The 15,219-nt window shown below is 67.8% G+C and carries 12 protein-coding genes; 7 read left to right on the top strand and 5 right to left on the bottom strand.

Annotation, left to right across the window (positions count from 1 at the left end):
• Positions 1-22 precede the first annotated feature (22 nt).
• Together MRBLST15_RS16310 and eda are read left to right on the top strand one after the other, a co-directional pair.
• A complete protein-coding gene (locus tag MRBLST15_RS16310) occupies positions 23-1,042 on the top strand; it encodes a sugar kinase (RefSeq protein ID WP_367786790.1) in 1,020 nt (339 codons plus the stop codon).
• Complete coding sequence (gene eda, locus MRBLST15_RS16315; RefSeq protein WP_100461719.1) at positions 1,029-1,667, top strand: bifunctional 4-hydroxy-2-oxoglutarate aldolase/2-dehydro-3-deoxy-phosphogluconate aldolase; 639 nt, start codon at positions 1,029-1,031, stop codon at positions 1,665-1,667. Before MRBLST15_RS16310 ends, eda begins: the two co-directional genes overlap by 14 nt.
• Before the next feature lie 51 nt (positions 1,668-1,718).
• Here the strand turns inward: eda and MRBLST15_RS16320 are convergent, their stop codons facing one another.
• Positions 1,719-3,569 (bottom strand): sigma-54-dependent Fis family transcriptional regulator, encoded by a 1,851-nt coding sequence (locus MRBLST15_RS16320; RefSeq protein WP_367786792.1) that lies wholly within the window; start codon positions 3,567-3,569, stop codon positions 1,719-1,721.
• A 222-nt stretch (positions 3,570-3,791) separates the two neighbouring features.
• Here MRBLST15_RS16320 and adh point away from each other — a divergent pair, with 222 nt between their 5' ends.
• The 3 genes from adh to MRBLST15_RS16335 all read left to right on the top strand — a co-directional run bounded on the left by adh (position 3,792) and on the right by MRBLST15_RS16335 (position 6,918).
• Positions 3,792-5,321 carry an aldehyde dehydrogenase gene (gene adh / locus MRBLST15_RS16325; protein ID WP_100461717.1) on the top strand — a complete coding sequence of 510 codons (1,530 nt, stop codon included), beginning with the start codon at positions 3,792-3,794 and terminating at the stop codon, positions 5,319-5,321.
• 74 nt (positions 5,322-5,395) lie between these two features.
• On the top strand, positions 5,396-6,424 hold the full coding sequence (gene adhP / locus MRBLST15_RS16330) for an alcohol dehydrogenase AdhP (protein ID WP_265951056.1): 1,029 nt from the start codon (positions 5,396-5,398) through the stop codon (positions 6,422-6,424).
• 104 nt (positions 6,425-6,528) lie between these two features.
• The gene (locus MRBLST15_RS16335; protein WP_312705407.1) at positions 6,529-6,918 is read left to right on the top strand and encodes a hypothetical protein; all 390 of its coding nucleotides are present in this window, start codon (positions 6,529-6,531) and stop codon (positions 6,916-6,918) included.
• Positions 6,919-6,989: 71 nt separating this feature from the next.
• Here MRBLST15_RS16335 and ligD read toward each other — a convergent pair whose 3' ends face one another.
• The 3 genes from ligD to MRBLST15_RS16350 form a co-directional block, all read right to left on the bottom strand.
• Positions 6,990-9,467 (bottom strand): DNA ligase D, encoded by a 2,478-nt coding sequence (ligD, locus tag MRBLST15_RS16340; RefSeq protein WP_367786795.1) that lies wholly within the window; start codon positions 9,465-9,467, stop codon positions 6,990-6,992.
• A 3-nt stretch (positions 9,468-9,470) separates the two neighbouring features.
• Complete coding sequence (locus tag MRBLST15_RS16345; protein ID WP_367786797.1) at positions 9,471-10,400, bottom strand: Ku protein; 930 nt, start codon at positions 10,398-10,400, stop codon at positions 9,471-9,473.
• Between the two features lie 91 nt (positions 10,401-10,491).
• Positions 10,492-10,890 (bottom strand): hypothetical protein, encoded by a 399-nt coding sequence (locus tag MRBLST15_RS16350; protein WP_265951052.1) that lies wholly within the window; start codon positions 10,888-10,890, stop codon positions 10,492-10,494.
• A 141-nt stretch (positions 10,891-11,031) separates the two neighbouring features.
• On the opposite strand from MRBLST15_RS16350, the gene MRBLST15_RS16355 reads away from it, so the two are divergent.
• Positions 11,032-11,358: a hypothetical protein gene (locus MRBLST15_RS16355; RefSeq protein WP_089241889.1), complete on the top strand. Its 327-nt coding sequence runs from the start codon at positions 11,032-11,034 to the stop codon at positions 11,356-11,358.
• Between the two features lie 108 nt (positions 11,359-11,466).
• Here MRBLST15_RS16355 and MRBLST15_RS16360 read toward each other — a convergent pair whose 3' ends face one another.
• Positions 11,467-13,581: a TonB-dependent receptor family protein gene (locus tag MRBLST15_RS16360; protein ID WP_367786799.1), complete on the bottom strand. Its 2,115-nt coding sequence runs from the start codon at positions 13,579-13,581 to the stop codon at positions 11,467-11,469.
• 171 nt (positions 13,582-13,752) lie between these two features.
• Here MRBLST15_RS16360 and MRBLST15_RS16365 point away from each other — a divergent pair, with 171 nt between their 5' ends.
• Positions 13,753-14,955 carry an aromatic amino acid transaminase gene (locus MRBLST15_RS16365; protein WP_367786801.1) on the top strand — a complete coding sequence of 401 codons (1,203 nt, stop codon included), beginning with the start codon at positions 13,753-13,755 and terminating at the stop codon, positions 14,953-14,955.
• Positions 14,956-15,219 lie beyond the last annotated feature (264 nt).

Genomic DNA, 15,219 nt, shown 5'->3' on the forward strand with positions numbered 1-15,219 from the left:
CGGCACGCGTGAAGGAGCAGAAATGGGTCGTATCGTGTGTTTCGGGGAATTGCTGCTGCGCCTGGGTGCACCCGGTCGCGAACTGCTGCTGCAGTCGCCGCAGCTGCAGGTGCACGTCGGCGGCGCCGAGGCGAACGTGGCTGTCTCGCTGTCCCGCTTTGGACATGACGTGGCCATGGTCAGCACCGTCGCCGGCAACGCGCTCGGCGCGCATGCGCTGGCCGAACTGCGCCGGCATGGCGTCGATACGCGCAGCGTGCGCGAGGATGCCGACGGTCGCATGGGCCTGTATTTCCTGACCACCGGCGCGGTGCAACGGGCCAGTGAAGTGGTCTATGACCGTGCCGATTCCGCATTCGCCAACAGCACTGCCGCCGACTACGACTGGCCGACGCTGCTGCAGGGCGCGCAGTGGCTGCACCTGTCCGGGGTCAGCCCGGCGCTGGGCCCGGACGTGGCCCAGGCCACGCTGGCCGCAGCGCGCGCCGCCCGTGCGCAGGGCGTGCGTGTGTCCTTCGATGGCAACTTCCGGCCGAAGCTGTGGCAGCGTTGGGGCGGCGATGCGCAGGCGATCCTGCACGAACTGTTCGCGCAGGCCGACATCGTCTTTGCCGATTACCGCGATATCGAAGTCATCCTCGGCCAGCGTTTCGAACAGGCCGACGTGGTCGCGCGGGTGGAAGCGGCAGCCGCAACGGCATTCGACGCATTCCCGCAGCTGCAGTGGCTGGCCTGCACCCAGCGGCAGACGCTGAGCGTGGACCACCACGCGCTGGGCGCGCTGCTGCTGGGCCGCGATGGCACCCGTGCACAGGCGCCGGTGCGCCAGCTGCAGGGCATCGTCGACCGCATCGGCGGCGGTGATGCCTTCGCGGCAGGCATCCTGCATGGCATCCTGTCCGCCTTCGATGCCGACGCCACCGTGCGCTTCGGCCTGGCCGCCGGGGGCCTGAAGCACTCCATTCCCGGCGATTTCAATCCCGTCAGCGAAGCTGATGTGTTGGCCCTGATGGGCGAGGAGCGATTCGATGTCCGGCGCTGATCCACGTGTTCGTGCGGTACTGAAACTGGCACCGGTGATTCCGGTGTTCACCCCCGATGACATCGACGATGCGGTGCAGGTCGCGCAGGCACTGTTCCGTGGCGGCCTGCCGGTGATCGAGGTGACCCTGCGCACGCCCCGTGCGCTGGAGGCCATCAAGGCGATGGTCGAAGCGGTGCCGGATGCGGTGATCGGTGCCGGCACCGTGCTCGATGCTGCACAGATGCAGGCCGTGAAGGAAGCTGGTGGCCGCTTCGCGGTGTCGCCCGGGGCGACCCCACGGCTGTACGCCGCCGCGCGCGATGCCGATCTGCCCTACCTGCCGGGCGTGGCCACCGGTTCGGAGCTGATCGTCGGCCTGGAACATGGCCTGGATACCTTCAAGTTCTTCCCCGCCGTGCAGGCCGGGGGTGCCGCGATGCTGTCGGCGTGGCACGGCCCGTTCGCTGACGTGCGTTTCTGCCCGACCGGCGGCATCAGTGCGCAGACCGCCAGCCAGTTCCTGCATCTGCCCAACGTGCTGTGCGTGGGCGGCTCCTGGCTGACCACCGCCGCGCTGATGCAGACCCGCGACTGGGACAGCGTCGAGCGCCTGGCGCGCGAAGCCGCAGTGCTGGCGGGCTGATCCCTCGGCCCCTGCTGGAGCCGGGCACGGACCCGGCGCCAGTGCATCCGCTCAGCCGCGTGGCGTACCCAGCCGTCGATACAGGGTGCTGCGGTTGATCCCCAGCCGCTTGGCCGCCGCGCTGACGTTGCCCTGGCACTCGGCCAGCGCCTGGCGCATGGCCGCCTCGGCGATCTCCTCCAGCGCACCGCTGGCAGGCAGTGCTGGCCCGGCCACCGTGCCAGCACGTACGTCCGCCGGCAGCAGCTGCGGATCCACCGCTTGACCCGGCTCAGCCAGGGCGGCCAGCGTGCGCAGGCAGGCGCTCAGCTGGCGCAGGTTGCCGGGCCAGGCATGGGCCACCAGTGCCGCCCGCGTCTGCGCAGACAACACATGGCCGTGTCCCAGCTGCTGCCACAGCGCATCCACCATGGCAGCGCGATCGGGGTGCTGCCGCAACGGCGCCAGGGTCACCACGTGGTCGGCGATGCGGTAATACAGATCCGCACGGAAGCTGCCTGCGTCCACCGCCTGCGGCAGTTCGCAGTGGCTGGCGCAGACCAGTGCGAAATCCAGTTTCACTGGCTTGCCGCCGCCCAGCGGTGACAGCTCGCGTTCCTGCAGCACGCGCAGCAGGCGCGGTTGCAGCGCCAACGGCATGTCGCCGATCTCATCGAGGAACAACGTGCCGCCCTCGGCCTGCCGCAGCAGGCCCGGGCTACCCTGCCGGCGCGCACCGGTAAAGGCACCCTCCTCGTAGCCGAACAGCTCTGCTTCGATCAGGCCTTCCGGCAACGCAGCACAGTTCACCGCGACGAAGGACTTCCCCGCGCGCGCGCTGCGTGTATGCAGTTCACGCGCGAAGACTTCTTTTCCGGTGCCGGTCTCGCCCTGCAGCAGCACTGGCAACCCGGCCTGCAGCACACGCCCGGCTGTGGCCAGCTGCTGTTGCTGCACGGTATCGAACAGCGGCCCTTGCGCACGGGCCGGCGCCTGCGCGGTCGCCACCGGCGTGGCCACACTGCGTCGCGACGCGCGTGCTTCGCGCACGCCGTACAGACGACGCCCCTGGCGATCAAGCAGCACACCGTCATCGGCCAGCCGTGACAGCGGTTGTTCGAACAACGCTTCGTACGGCGTGCGGCCGATGTCCTGCCGATCCAGTCCGAACAAGGCCAAACCAGCACGATTGGCCGCGACCAGACGACCGCCGCGGAAGCCGAGCACACCCTCACGCGCACTGCCGAGCAGCGCGGGTTGATGATGCAGGCGCAGCAGCTCGCAGTCGGCCAGGCCGTCGGCGAAACTGCGGTGCTCGATCTGCGCTACCGCCTGCCGCACCAGCGCCAGCGCGTGCACGTGTGGCAGCCGCGCGTCGCCCGAAACATCGAGCACACCCAGGCACTGCCCGTAGGGATCGAGGATCGGCACCGCCGAACAGGTGAGGATGCCGTGCGGGGCGAAGTAGTGTTCACCGCCACGCACCTGCAGCGCACGTCCATCCACCAGCGCGGTGCCGATCGCGTTGGTGCCGACCGTGCCTTCGTCCCAGCGCATGCCCGGCATCAGCGCAACACGACCGGCCTTGTCGAGGAAACCGGTGCTGCCTTCGGCGTCGAGGATCCAGCCGTCTTCATCGGTCAGCAGCACGATGCTGCCGCTGTGGGTCATTTCCGCCGCCAGTCCATCCAGCTCCGGGCGCGCCTGTCGCCACAGGCGCTCGCGGCGCTGGCGCAGTTCGCGCAGGCGGTGGTCGGTCAGTGGTTCGGCGGCCGGCTGCGCATCCACCAGCAGGCCATGCCGCTGACACCGTTGCCACGAATGCAGGATCGCCTCGGGCACCGCGCCGACCGGGGCAGCGCCGCGCTCGAAGAAACTGCGCCGGGCACTGCCCAGGCGGGGATCGGGAGCAAGCGGGGACACCGACAGCCTCCTGTGTCGCACATTGCGACAGTTGTTGCGGGACCTGTCCCGATTAACAGCACACCCCGCGCCGGCCTGCAACGGCCACGCCTGCTGCACTGCGGCAGCCTGCGCGACACGATGACCGATGGCCGGGCGATGAAGGCGTGATGCAGCGCAGCAGGCCAGGGTTGGCATCGTCCTTGCGCCTGTGGATGCACCACGCCCACCACAGGAGCCGCCATGAACGCCGTACCGTCCACCCGCCCGCATGCCACCGATCCGCGCTCCCTGTTCAAGCCGCGCTATGGCAACTACATCGGTGGCGAATGGATCGCCCCGCGCAGCGGCCAGTACTTCGACAACATCTCGCCGGTGAACGGCCAGGTGTTCACTGAAGTGGCCCGCTCCAACGCCGAGGACATCGACGCCGCACTCGATGCCGCGCACGCCGCCAAGGATGCCTGGGGCCGCACATCAGCCGCACACCGTGCACTGCTGCTCAACCGCATCGCCGATCGCATCGAACAGAACCTGGAACTGCTGGCCCACGCCGAGACCTGGGACAACGGCAAGCCGATCCGCGAGACGCTCAACGCCGACGTGCCGCTGATGGCCGACCACTTCCGCTATTTCGCCGGTTGCCTGCGCGCGCAGGAAGGCAGCCTGTCGCAGATCGACGACGACACCGTGGCCTACCATTTCCACGAGCCGCTGGGCGTGGTCGGGCAGATCATTCCGTGGAACTTCCCGCTGCTGATGGCGGCCTGGAAGCTGGCGCCGGCACTGGCCGCTGGCAACTGCGTGGTGCTCAAGCCCGCGGAGCAGACGCCGGCATCGATCCTGGTGCTGATGGAAGTGATCGGCGACCTGCTGCCGCCGGGCGTGCTCAACGTGGTCAACGGCTTCGGCTTGGAGGCGGGCAAGCCGCTGGCCAGCAGCCCGCGCATCGCCAAGATCGCCTTCACCGGCGAGACCTCCACTGGCCGCCTGATCATGCAGTACGCCAGCCAGAACCTGATTCCGGTGACGCTGGAACTGGGGGGCAAATCGCCGAACCTGTTCTTCGCCGATGTGATGGCCGAGGACGATGATTTCCTCGACAAGGCGGTGGAAGGTTTCGTCATGTTCGCCTTCAACCAGGGCGAGGTCTGCACCTGCCCGTCGCGCGCGCTGGTGCAGGAATCGATCTACGAACGCTTCATGGAGCGCGTGCTCGAACGCGTGGCAGCGATCCGGCAGGGCAATCCGCTGGACCCGAACACCATGGTGGGGGCGCAGGCATCGGGCGAACAGCTGGAGAAGATCCTGTCCTACATCGCCATCGGCCGCGAGGAAGGCGCCGAGGTGCTGATCGGTGGCGACAAGGCCGCGCTCGGTGGTGATCTGGCCGGCGGCTTCTATGTGCAGCCCACCGTGTTCAAGGGCCACAACGGCATGCGTGTGTTCCAGGAGGAAATCTTCGGGCCGGTGGTGTCGGTGACCACGTTCAAGACCGAGGAAGAAGCGCTGCAGATCGCCAACGACACGCTGTACGGACTGGGTGCCGGCGTCTGGAGCCGCGATGCCGCGCGCCTGTACCGGGTGGGCCGCGCGATCCAGGCCGGGCGGGTATGGACCAACTGCTATCACGCCTACCCCGCACACGCCGCGTTCGGCGGCTACAAGCAGTCCGGCATCGGCCGCGAGAACCACCGGATGATGCTCGACCACTACCAGCAGACCAAGAACCTGCTGGTCAGCTACGCACCGAAGAAGCTCGGCTTCTTCTGAGGATTGATCGGGATCAAGGCGCGGGCATGGGGCCGGCGCCATCCTGTCTGCAAGCGCACTACGGAGAAGCACGCATGAATAGAACCATGAAGGCCGCCGTTGTCCGTGAGTTCGGCAAGCCGCTGGTCATCGAGGAAGTCGTGGTACCGCGCCCGGGGGCGGGCGAGGTGCTGGTCAAGATCGAGGCCTGTGGCGTCTGCCACACCGACCTGCACGCCGCCGAGGGCGACTGGCCGGTGAAACCGAACCCGCCGTTCATCCCCGGCCACGAGGGCGTGGGGCACGTCGTGGCCGTGGGAGGCGGGGTAGGGCACATCAAGGAAGGTGACAGGGTCGGCATCCCCTGGTTGTACTCGGCGTGTGGCCATTGCGAACACTGCCTGGGGGGCTGGGAGACGCTGTGCGAAACGCAGCGCAATACCGGCTACTCGGTCAACGGCGGCTTCGCCGAGTACGCACTGGCCGATGCCAACTATGTCGGCCTGCTTCCAAAGGAAGTGGGCTTTATCGAGATCGCGCCGGTGCTGTGCGCAGGCGTCACCGTGTACAAGGGCCTGAAGGTCACCGACACCAAGCCCGGTGACTGGGTGGCGATCTCCGGCATCGGCGGCCTCGGCCACATGGCCGTGCAGTACGCCCGCGCGATGGGCCTGAACGTTGCTGCGGTGGACGTGGACGACGCCAAGCTGGCCCTGGCCAGGCGCCTGGGCGCGCAGGTCACCGTCAACGCGCGCACCACCGATCCGGCTGCTTTCCTGAAGAAGGAAATCGGCGGCGCGCATGGTGCACTGGTCACCGCAGTTTCGCCCAAGGCGTTCGAACAGGCGCTGGGGATGGTCCGTCGCGGCGGGACGGTCTCGCTCAACGGCCTGCCACCGGGCAACTTCCCGCTGGACATCTTTGGCATGGTGCTCAACGGCGTCACCGTGCGCGGTTCGATCGTCGGCACCCGTCTGGACCTGCAGGAGTCGCTGCAGTTCGCCGCCGAAGGCAAGGTTGCGGCGACGGTCAGCACCGACCGCCTGGAGAACGTCAACGAGGTGTTCGCGCGCATGCACGCCGGCACCATCGAAGGCCGCGTGGTGATCGACTTCGCTGCCTGACCCCCTGTGCATGGCCGCCGTGCCCGTTTCCCTCTCCCACGGGCACGGCGGCCATGCCGATCCACCGGCAGCGTCGGGCAGCCTGGCGGCCGTACAATGCGCGCATGCCCGCCACGCTCAAGACCATCTTTCTCTCATTGCTCGCCCTGATCGGGGCGCTGCTCGCGCTGGCCCTGGTCAGCAGCGCCGCCGGCTGGCTGCCGTCGCTGCTGGGCCTGACGCCGGGAAGCGAAGTGCAGCTCGGCTGGGACCTGGCGTTCACCGTGCTCGGCGGCATCGCCGCCATTGCCTTTGCCACCTACTACGCACCGTGCTGGCCGCGCGCGCATGGCACTTCGATCTGGTCGTTGCTGGTGCTCGGCGCGGGCTATGGCCTGTGGGTGATGGGAGGCGATTTCCCACAATGGTTCGTCATCGGCCTGCTGGTTTCGCTGCCGGTGCAGTTGCTGGTTGGCTGGTGGTTCGGTCGTCGCGCGTCGCGCGATCCGCGCTGAGCGCATACCGGTAGTGCCGGCCGCTGGCCGGCAACCCCAGCGAACCTTCAGTTGCCGACCAGCGGCCGCCACTACCGCTTCAGCGTCGGCAGCATCTGCTTCAACGCGTCGATGCCCTGCCACGGGTCCGACTTCAATCGCTTCGCCCGTGCCAATGCCTTGTCCATCGGAAACGCGTCGGCAGCGCTGACCCGCGCCAGCTCTTCCCAGCGCAGCGGCACCGCCACGCCCGCGCTCTCGCGCGCACGCAGCGACCACGAACATACGCTTGTCGCACCGCGTGTATTGCGCAGCCAGTCGATGAAGATCACGCCGCTGCGCTTGGCCTTGCTCATCGTCGCCACGTAGCAGTCCGGCGCCTGTTCGGCCATCGCCTGCGCGAACGCCTCGCAGAACGCTTTCGCGTCCTCCCAGTCCGCCTTCGGCTGCAATGGCACCACCACATGCACACCCTTGCCACCCGACAACCGCACGAAGCTCTGCAGCCCGGTCTCCTGCAGCCGGTCGCGCACATCACGCGCGCCGCGCTTCACGTCGGCCCAGCTCACGCCCTCACCCGGATCAAGATCGAATACCAGCCGGTCGGGATGTTCGGGATCGGCCACCGTCGCGCCCCAGGGATGCAGCTCCAGGGTGTTCATCTGCACCAGCTGCAGCAGCCCGCGTTCGTCATCGATGTAGACGTAGTCCTCGCGCCCGCTCTTCTGCTGCAGCGGCACCGCATGCACGGCGTCGCCCAGGCCCTGGCCGTGGTGCTTCTGGAAGAAGCAGGCCTTGCCTACGCCATCGGGACAGCGCAGCAGTGACAGCGGTCGTCCACTGATTTCCGGCAGGATCCAGCGTGCCATCTGCCGGTAGTAGTCGGCGACGTCGCCCTTGCTGAGCTTCTTCTTCGCAAACACCACACGCTCGGGATGGGTGATGGCCACATCGTCGCCGTCATCGGCCGGTGCTGCACTCATCGCCAGGTCCTCCTCCTTCTTGTCACTGCGCAGTCGCTTGAAACTGGCCTGGCGCAGCAATCCTTCCTTGCCCCAACCACGGAACGCGACCTCGGCCACGGTCACCGGCTTCACCCAGCGCACGCTGGCCGCGCGGAACGGCACGTGCGCGGGCAACTGCAGCACCGCTGCCTTCACCGCCAGCGGCGCGAGCACTGCCGACAGCGCACGCAGGCTTTCATCATCGAAGCCGGTACCGACCCGACCGACATAGCGCAGCCCGCCCTTGTCCGGTGCGGCCAGCAGCAGCGAGCCGAACCCCACCCGCGATCCCTTTGGTGCGGTATGGCCGATGATCAGGAATTCATCGGTGTCCTCGTGCTTCACCTTCACCCAGCTGCGCGCGCGGGTGTTCACGTAGGGCGCGTCGACCTGCTTGCTGACGATGCCTTCGAAGCCCGCCTTGCCGCTGGCCTCGAACACCGCCGGGCCGTGGTCGATGACATGCTCGCTGAAAGCCAGCGTGCCAGGCGTATCGCCAATCAGCGCTTTCAGCAGTGCCTTGCGTTCCAGCAGCGGCGCGCGGCTGATGTCGACCCCGGCCACGCCCGGCAGATCGAACACGATGTAGCGCAGCGGTTGTTTCGAGCTGCCGTCGATCACCCGCTGCAACGCGGCGAAGTCGCTGCGGCCGTTGTCGTCCAGCACCACCAGTTCCCCATCCAGACGTGCATCGCGTACCGGCAGCGCCTGTACGGCCTGCACCACTTCGGGAAAATCCGCGGTCCAGTCCAGGCCATTGCGCGAGCGCAGTTTTGCCTCGCCCTCGTGCAGATCGGCCAGCAGCCGGTAGCCATCCCACTTGATCTCGTGCAGCCAACGCTCACCATCGGGCGCGGTGTCGCGATGATCGGTGAGCTGTGGTTTGAACTGGCGCGGGTAGCTCTTGTCACGCGCCCCATCCAGCTTCAGCGCGCGCGCATGCCAGCGTGCATCGGCCTTGCGTGGATGTGCGGTACGCGGCGCTGGCGCCGCCTTCTTCGTAGAGGCCCGATTGGTCTTCGCAGGCTTCCGGGGCGGCGCGTGCAGCAGATCATCCGCTTCGGCATCCCGTGCCTGCTCGTCATCGCGCTTGATCAGCAGCCACTGCACCTGGCGGCCCTTCATCGCCGTGCGCACCAGCTTCCAGCCACCCGCCAGACGCTGCCCATGCAGCACGAAGTCGATCTTGCCGGCCGCCATCGCCTGCAGCGGATCGCCTTCGCAGGCCCAGCTGCCGTGGTCGAATACATCGACGTGGCCGGCGCCGTAGTGTCCTTCCGGAATGTCACCTTCGAAGCCGGCATAGGACAGCGGATGGTCTTCCACTTCCACCGCCAGGCGCTTCTCGCCCACCCGCAGCGACGGCCCTTTCGGCACCGCCCAGCTCTTCAGCACGCCATCCATCTCCAGGCGGAAATCGTAGTGGCGGCTGCTGGCGTGATGCAGTTGAACCACGAAGATCGGCCGTCGCTTCGGGTTGCCCCGTGCAGGTGCGTCATCCGGCTCGGGGGTCTGCCCGCTGCCTCCGCCCAGCCGACGCTTGCGCCGGTACTGATGCAACGACATGGCTCAACCTGCCTTGCGTCGCGCGGCGGTCTTCTTTGCAGCCTTCTTCGCAGGGGCTTTCTTTGCCGGTGTCTTCTTCGCCGCCGTCTTCCTGGCCGGTGCCTTGCCCGCTGTCGCCTTCTTCGCCGGCGTGCGCTTGTTGGCATCCAGGCTCTTCTGCAGCAGCGACATGAAATCCACCACGTTGGTGGTGGCATCTTCGCGCGGTGCCGGCTCGTCCTCCACCTTCGTCGTGCCGCCCTTGGACTTGATGCGCTTGTTCAGCACCTGCTGCAGGCGTTCGCGGAATTCATCGTGATACTGCGACGGATCCCACTCACCGGCCATCGACTCGATCAGCTGCTCGGCCATCGCCGTTTCCTTGCTGGTGATGCGGTAATCGGCGAGCTTTCCACTGGGCAGCTTGTAGTCGTCAGGCTCGACCAGTTCCTGCGGATAGCGCAGGATCATCAGCACCAGTGCGTCGTCGTTGGGCATCACCGCGCACAGGTACTCGCGCGTTCGCACCACCACCCGCGCGATACCGACCTTGCCAGTGCTGCGCAGCGTTTCCCGCAGCAGCACGTAGCCTTTCTCGGCCTTTTTACCCGGCACCAGCAGGTAGGGCTTCTCGTAGTAGCGCGGGTCGATCTGGCTGGCGTCGACAAAGGTTTCCACCTCTACCGCTTCATGGCTTTCCGGTGCCGCCGAACGGATATCGTCTTCCTCCAGCACGACGTAGCTGCCCTTGTCGTACTCGAAGGCCTTGACGATGTCCTTCCACGGCACTTCCTCGCCGGTATCGGCGTTGACCCGTTCAAAGCGGATCGGTTTGCGGTCGCGCGAATCGAGCATGCGGAAGTGCAGGTCGACCTTGCGCTCACCGGACATCAGCGAGACCGGTACGTTGAGCAGGCCGAAGGAAAGCGTACCGGTCCAGATCGGGCGGGCCATGATGCGCACCTGGGTTTCAGCAGGGGTAGCCAGCTTCGGCCGGCTACCGTGAAACAACCGTGTCGGCAACGTGCACGCCGTGCGGGTGGCGCTACTGCAGCAGCGGCCTCACCGCAGCGGCAGGGATGTGGTCCAGCGCGCGCCAGGCATCTTCCACCACCGGCTGCGCTTGTGCCCAGTTCAGGCGCGACTGTCCGCGCATCTGGTCCCAGTGCTCGGCCAGCTCGCCACAGGTATCGGCACCACCGCCACGCGGCCAGTCGGCAGCATGGGTAGTCAGCGCGAAGGCATACACCGGGCACAGATCGCGCCAGTTGCGATGCCCCTGTCCGCGGCGTTCCTCGTAGTCGCTCAGCATGTACTGCAGGTAATCCTGCGCCACCGCCTGCGGATCCTCCAGGCGGCGCGTCCGGCGCTGCGTGCTGCGCTGGCCAAGCGGATCCAGCAGGGCGTTGAACACGGACGGGGCGGGGCGTTCAAGACGGGGCATGGCCGGCTCCTGCAGCAGGGCGGGTGGGCAGGAATACGCGCGGTGCCGTTATCCAGTCGTGACAAAGATGTTCATGACGCGGGGTTCGCAGTGGCTTTACCTCGTCCGCGCTGTAGTGGAGGCCTACCGGAGGAATGCCCCATGACCACCACCCGTGACCCCCTGCGTGAGAACCACACCCCCGAGCCGGGCGAGCAGCGCGGCAAACACGATCTGGCCGACGCCGAGGACCGTGGCGCCGGCATGTCGACACCCGACGAGGGTGCATTGCCGGTCGTGCGCCGGCCTGAGCAGGCCGCACAGGACCGCAAGGACTGTGGCGATCGCAACCGCGGTGGCCAGGAAAGCCCGCTGAAGCGGCGCGAGCGCAAGCAGCACGCCAGCGACAACCAGGACGAGGCGCTGGAAGAGACCTTCCCGGCCAGCGACCCGACCTCACCGTTCGTGCCAGCCAAGGCCCCGGATTGATCGCCACGCCGGCCAAGGCCACCGATTGACGGGTAGTGCCGGCCGCTGGCCGGCAACCTCCTTGACTCCTGCACGGAGCGATGCCGGCCAGCGGCCGGCACTACCGCTTCAGCGCCATGACCACTGCAGGCCGACGCTGGCGCGGCGGTCCGGCCCCGGTTCGAAGAACCGGCCGTTGCCGTCGTTGACGATCACCGAGCCGATGTAGCGCTGGTCCAGCACGTTGTCGATACGCGCGAATGCGCGCAGGTCACCGGACTGCAGCGTCCACCTGTGGCCGGCCTCCAGGTTCAGCAGCGCGTATCCCGGTGCGCGCTCGGTGGCGATGTCATTCACCACCACGTCGCTGCTGGCGGCAGCTTCCAGCGCCCACTGCCAGTCCCCCGGCGACCACTGCAGGCGGGCATACGCCTGCTGCCGGGGCACGCCGGGCAGGCGGCTGCCAGCGGCAACCACGGTGTCGGGCACGGCGCAGTTGCTGGCCGCACAGGCCAAGTACGACGAACGCACCTGCGCCTGCAGCCAGGTCCAGGCCAGCTGCAGCTCCAGCTGCTCGGCCAGCGGCTGGCGGTACTGCAGCTCCACACCTTGGCGGCGGGTGCGGCCGATGTTGCGGTAAGTGCTGCGGCCATTGGTGTTGCTGGCAACGGCCAGCTCATCGTCGGTATCTGCACGGAACAGGCTGACATCGAGCTGCCTTCCATCCTGTGCGTGCCACTTGCTGCCCACTTCCAGGCTGCGGCTGCGGGCGTCCGCCAGATCCAGCGCCAGCCCGGCCTGGCCGTCGGCGCGGTAGCCCAGTTCGTTGAACGTCGGGGTTTCAAAACCACGGCCCACGGCCGCGTGCAGGCGCCACTGCGGGCTTGCCTCGAAGCTGACACCCGCCACCGGCGTGGTGGCCTGGTAGCGGCGGCGACCGCTGTCGTCCGGGTTGCGCCCGACGATGTAGCGATCATCCGATTCGAAGCGCACCGTGCTGTGGCGGACTCCGGCGAGCAGCGACCAGCGCGGGCTCCATTGCCACCACGCCTGCGCGAACTGGTCCACGTTCTGCACGATGTCGATCTGGTCGCGACGCAGGCGGCCGCGTACCCCCACGGTGGTGCCGACGAAGTTCTCATAGCCGGTGCGGTGCTGGCGCTGGCGATCGGCATTCACGCCCACCACCAGATCCAGCGGGCGCCCCCACAGATCGCCGTTCCAGCCCCAGCGCGCGTCCAGCCCGCCGTAACCGCCATCCAGGTCGATCACACCACCGGCGTGCAATGGGTTGGCCTGCGGTCCCGGCGGAATCGGCAGGTACTGGGTCACCGCGCGCTGCCCGGCATAGCCCATCAGCTGCCAGCGTTGCGCACCGGCTTCCCGGGTCCAGCGCAGGCCGGCCTGCTGCTGGCGAACCGATTTGCGGGTGTTGTACTGGTGGGCCACCGCCGTGGCCTGGCGCGGGTCGGCCGCCACCTGCACGCGGGCCAGCCCCAGCGGGTCCTGCGCGTTCGGTGCGTGCAGGGCGTTGAGCAGCAGCTCCAGGCGGCCGCCAGCGAGCTCGGTGCCCAGACGCGCGTTCAACGATTCGCGGCGCGCACGGCTGTGGTCACGCCAGCCATCGGTGCTGAAATGGTTGGCGGCCACGTTGTAGTCGATGCCCTTGCCCGCGCCGCGCAGCTGCGCGCCGACGCTGAGCGTGTTGTCGGCACCGGCATTCACCCGCAGCCGCCAGGGGTCACCGGCCTGGCCCTGCGCGCTCCACACCTGCAGCACGCCACCGGACGAGTTGCCGTACAGGGCCGAGAACGGCCCACGCAACACCTCGATGCGCTCGGCACCGAGCAGGCTGGCGTGCGACAGCTGGCCCTGGCCATCGGGCATGGTCGCCGGCACGCCGTCGATCAGCACCCGCACCCCGCGTACGCCGAAGGTCGAGCGGGCGCCGAAGCCACGGATCGACAACTGGGTGTCCTGCGCGAAGTTCTGCCGGTCGCGGGCCAGCAGGCCCGGCACCCCGTCCAGCGCCTCGGACAGCTGCGCGTTGGGGCCGGTACGGTCGGCATCGATCCACACCGTATCCAGGCTGGCGGGCAGGGCGAAGGGATCCACGCCCGGCACCCGCGCTGCCTGCACCTGCACAGCCGGCAGCGCGGTGGGCGAGGGCGCGGCCGCCACCGAAAAAGGCGACAGCAGCAGGGCGGACAGCGGCAGGCAATGACGTCGTGCGGCGGAATTCATGATTCAGGTTGATGGATCGGGCGGCAACGCACGCCATGGTACGGGCAGGCGGATGACGATGGCGGCGGCCAGCCCCGGCAGGCTTTGTTACGATGGGTCGGTTTCGGCCGACAGGCCGCGAACCGCGTGGCGCAATTCCTCCCCCTTTCCGTCTACCGAACGAGTACCGCCGTGTCCTTCTTTGCAAACGTGGAACTGGTCCCAGGCGACCCGATCCTGGGCCTGACCGAGGCGTACAACGCCGACAGCCGCCCGACCAAGGTCAACCTGGGTGTGGGCATCTACTACGACGAGAGCGGCCGCATTCCGCTGCTGCGCGCCGTCAAGCAGATCGAGCAGCAGCTCGCCAACGAAGCCAAACCGCGCGGCTACCTGCCGATCGATGGCCTGCCGGCATACACCCAGGCTACCCGTGAGCTGGTGTTCGGCAAGGATTCGCCGCTGCTGGCCGCCGGTCGCGTCACCACCGCACAGACCGTCGGTGGCAGCGGTGCGCTGCGCGTCGGCGCCGACGTGCTGAAGAAGCTGCTGCCGCATGCCACCGTCGCGCTGAGCAACCCGAGCTGGGAAAACCACCGCGCCGTGTTCAGCGCCGCTGGTTTCGAGGTGGTGGATTACACCTACTTCGACCCGACCACCCATGGCGTCAACTTCGACGGCCTGCTGGCCGACCTGGGCAAGCTGGAAGCGGGCACCGTGGTGCTGCTGCATGCCTGCTGCCACAACCCCACCGGCGCCGACCTCACCGTCACCCAGTGGAAGCAGGTCGCGCAGCTGCTGAAGGATCGCCAGCTGTTCCCCTTCATCGACATGGCCTACCAGGGCTTCGACAAGGGCATCGAGCAGGACGGCGCCGCGGTGCGCATCATCGCCGAGGCCGGCATCGACAGCTTCATCGTCGCCAACTCGTACTCCAAGTCGTTCTCGCTGTATGGCGAGCGCGTGGGTGCGCTGTCGATGGTGGCGCCGACCGCCGCTGACGCCAAGGCCGTGCAGTCGCAGGTCAAGCGCGTGATCCGCACGATCTACTCCAGCCCGTCCACCCACGGTGCTGCACTGGTTGCCGGCGTGCTGACCAACCCGGAACTGCGTGCGATGTGGGAGCAGGAACTGACCGAGATGCGCGAGCGCATCCACGCCCTGCGCCAGGGCCTGGTCGAGAAGCTGGCCGCCGCCGGTGCCCCGCAGTTCGGTTTCATCAACGAACAGGCGGGCATGTTCTCGTACTCCGGCCTGAGCCGCGAACAGGTCGAGCGCCTGCGCGACGAGTTCGGCATCTACGCCGTCGGCACCGGCCGCATCTGCGTGGCCGCGCTGAACCAGAACAACCTGGAGTACGTCGCCAAGGCCGTGGCCACCGTCGCCAAGGGCTGAAGCACCACTCCAGTGGTTTGAAGACAAAGGCGCCGCAAGGCGCCTTTGTTTTTGGGTCCTGGTTTCGCCAAGGGTTGCTGTAGAGCCGAGCCTGCGCTCGGCTTGCGCGGCGTGACGGACGAAGAGCAGCCGAGCGCGGGCTCGGCTCTACAGAAGCAGAGCGCCCCGCTTCTGCAGCGCAACGCCTCTGGAAACGATTACGCCTTCCCCGCGCTCACCCACGCGCAAGTCAGACCAGCGACAATAGGCGTTTTCCCGTTGCCG

This window comes from Stenotrophomonas sp. LST15-1-1.1 (assembly GCF_040815575.1).
In the GTDB taxonomy this organism is placed as follows: domain Bacteria; phylum Pseudomonadota; class Gammaproteobacteria; order Xanthomonadales; family Xanthomonadaceae; genus Stenotrophomonas; species Stenotrophomonas lactitubi_B.

Bases quoted from the DNA above. Each gene is read 5' to 3' on its own strand.
- MRBLST15_RS16310 (WP_367786790.1), top strand. From the start codon at position 23: ATGGGTCGTATCGTGTGTTTCGGGGAATTGCTGCTGCGCCTGGGTGCA.
- eda (WP_100461719.1), top strand. From the start codon at position 1,029: ATGTCCGGCGCTGATCCACGTGTTCGTGCGGTACTGAAACTGGCACCG.
- adh (WP_100461717.1), top strand. From the start codon at position 3,792: ATGAACGCCGTACCGTCCACCCGCCCGCATGCCACCGATCCGCGCTCC.
- adhP (WP_265951056.1), top strand. From the start codon at position 5,396: ATGAATAGAACCATGAAGGCCGCCGTTGTCCGTGAGTTCGGCAAGCCG.
- MRBLST15_RS16335 (WP_312705407.1), top strand. From the start codon at position 6,529: ATGCCCGCCACGCTCAAGACCATCTTTCTCTCATTGCTCGCCCTGATC.
- ligD (WP_367786795.1), bottom strand. From the start codon at position 9,467: ATGTCGTTGCATCAGTACCGGCGCAAGCGTCGGCTGGGCGGAGGCAGC.
- MRBLST15_RS16345 (WP_367786797.1), bottom strand. From the start codon at position 10,400: ATGGCCCGCCCGATCTGGACCGGTACGCTTTCCTTCGGCCTGCTCAAC.
- MRBLST15_RS16350 (WP_265951052.1), bottom strand. From the start codon at position 10,890: ATGCCCCGTCTTGAACGCCCCGCCCCGTCCGTGTTCAACGCCCTGCTG.
- MRBLST15_RS16355 (WP_089241889.1), top strand. From the start codon at position 11,032: ATGACCACCACCCGTGACCCCCTGCGTGAGAACCACACCCCCGAGCCG.
- MRBLST15_RS16360 (WP_367786799.1), bottom strand. From the start codon at position 13,581: ATGAATTCCGCCGCACGACGTCATTGCCTGCCGCTGTCCGCCCTGCTG.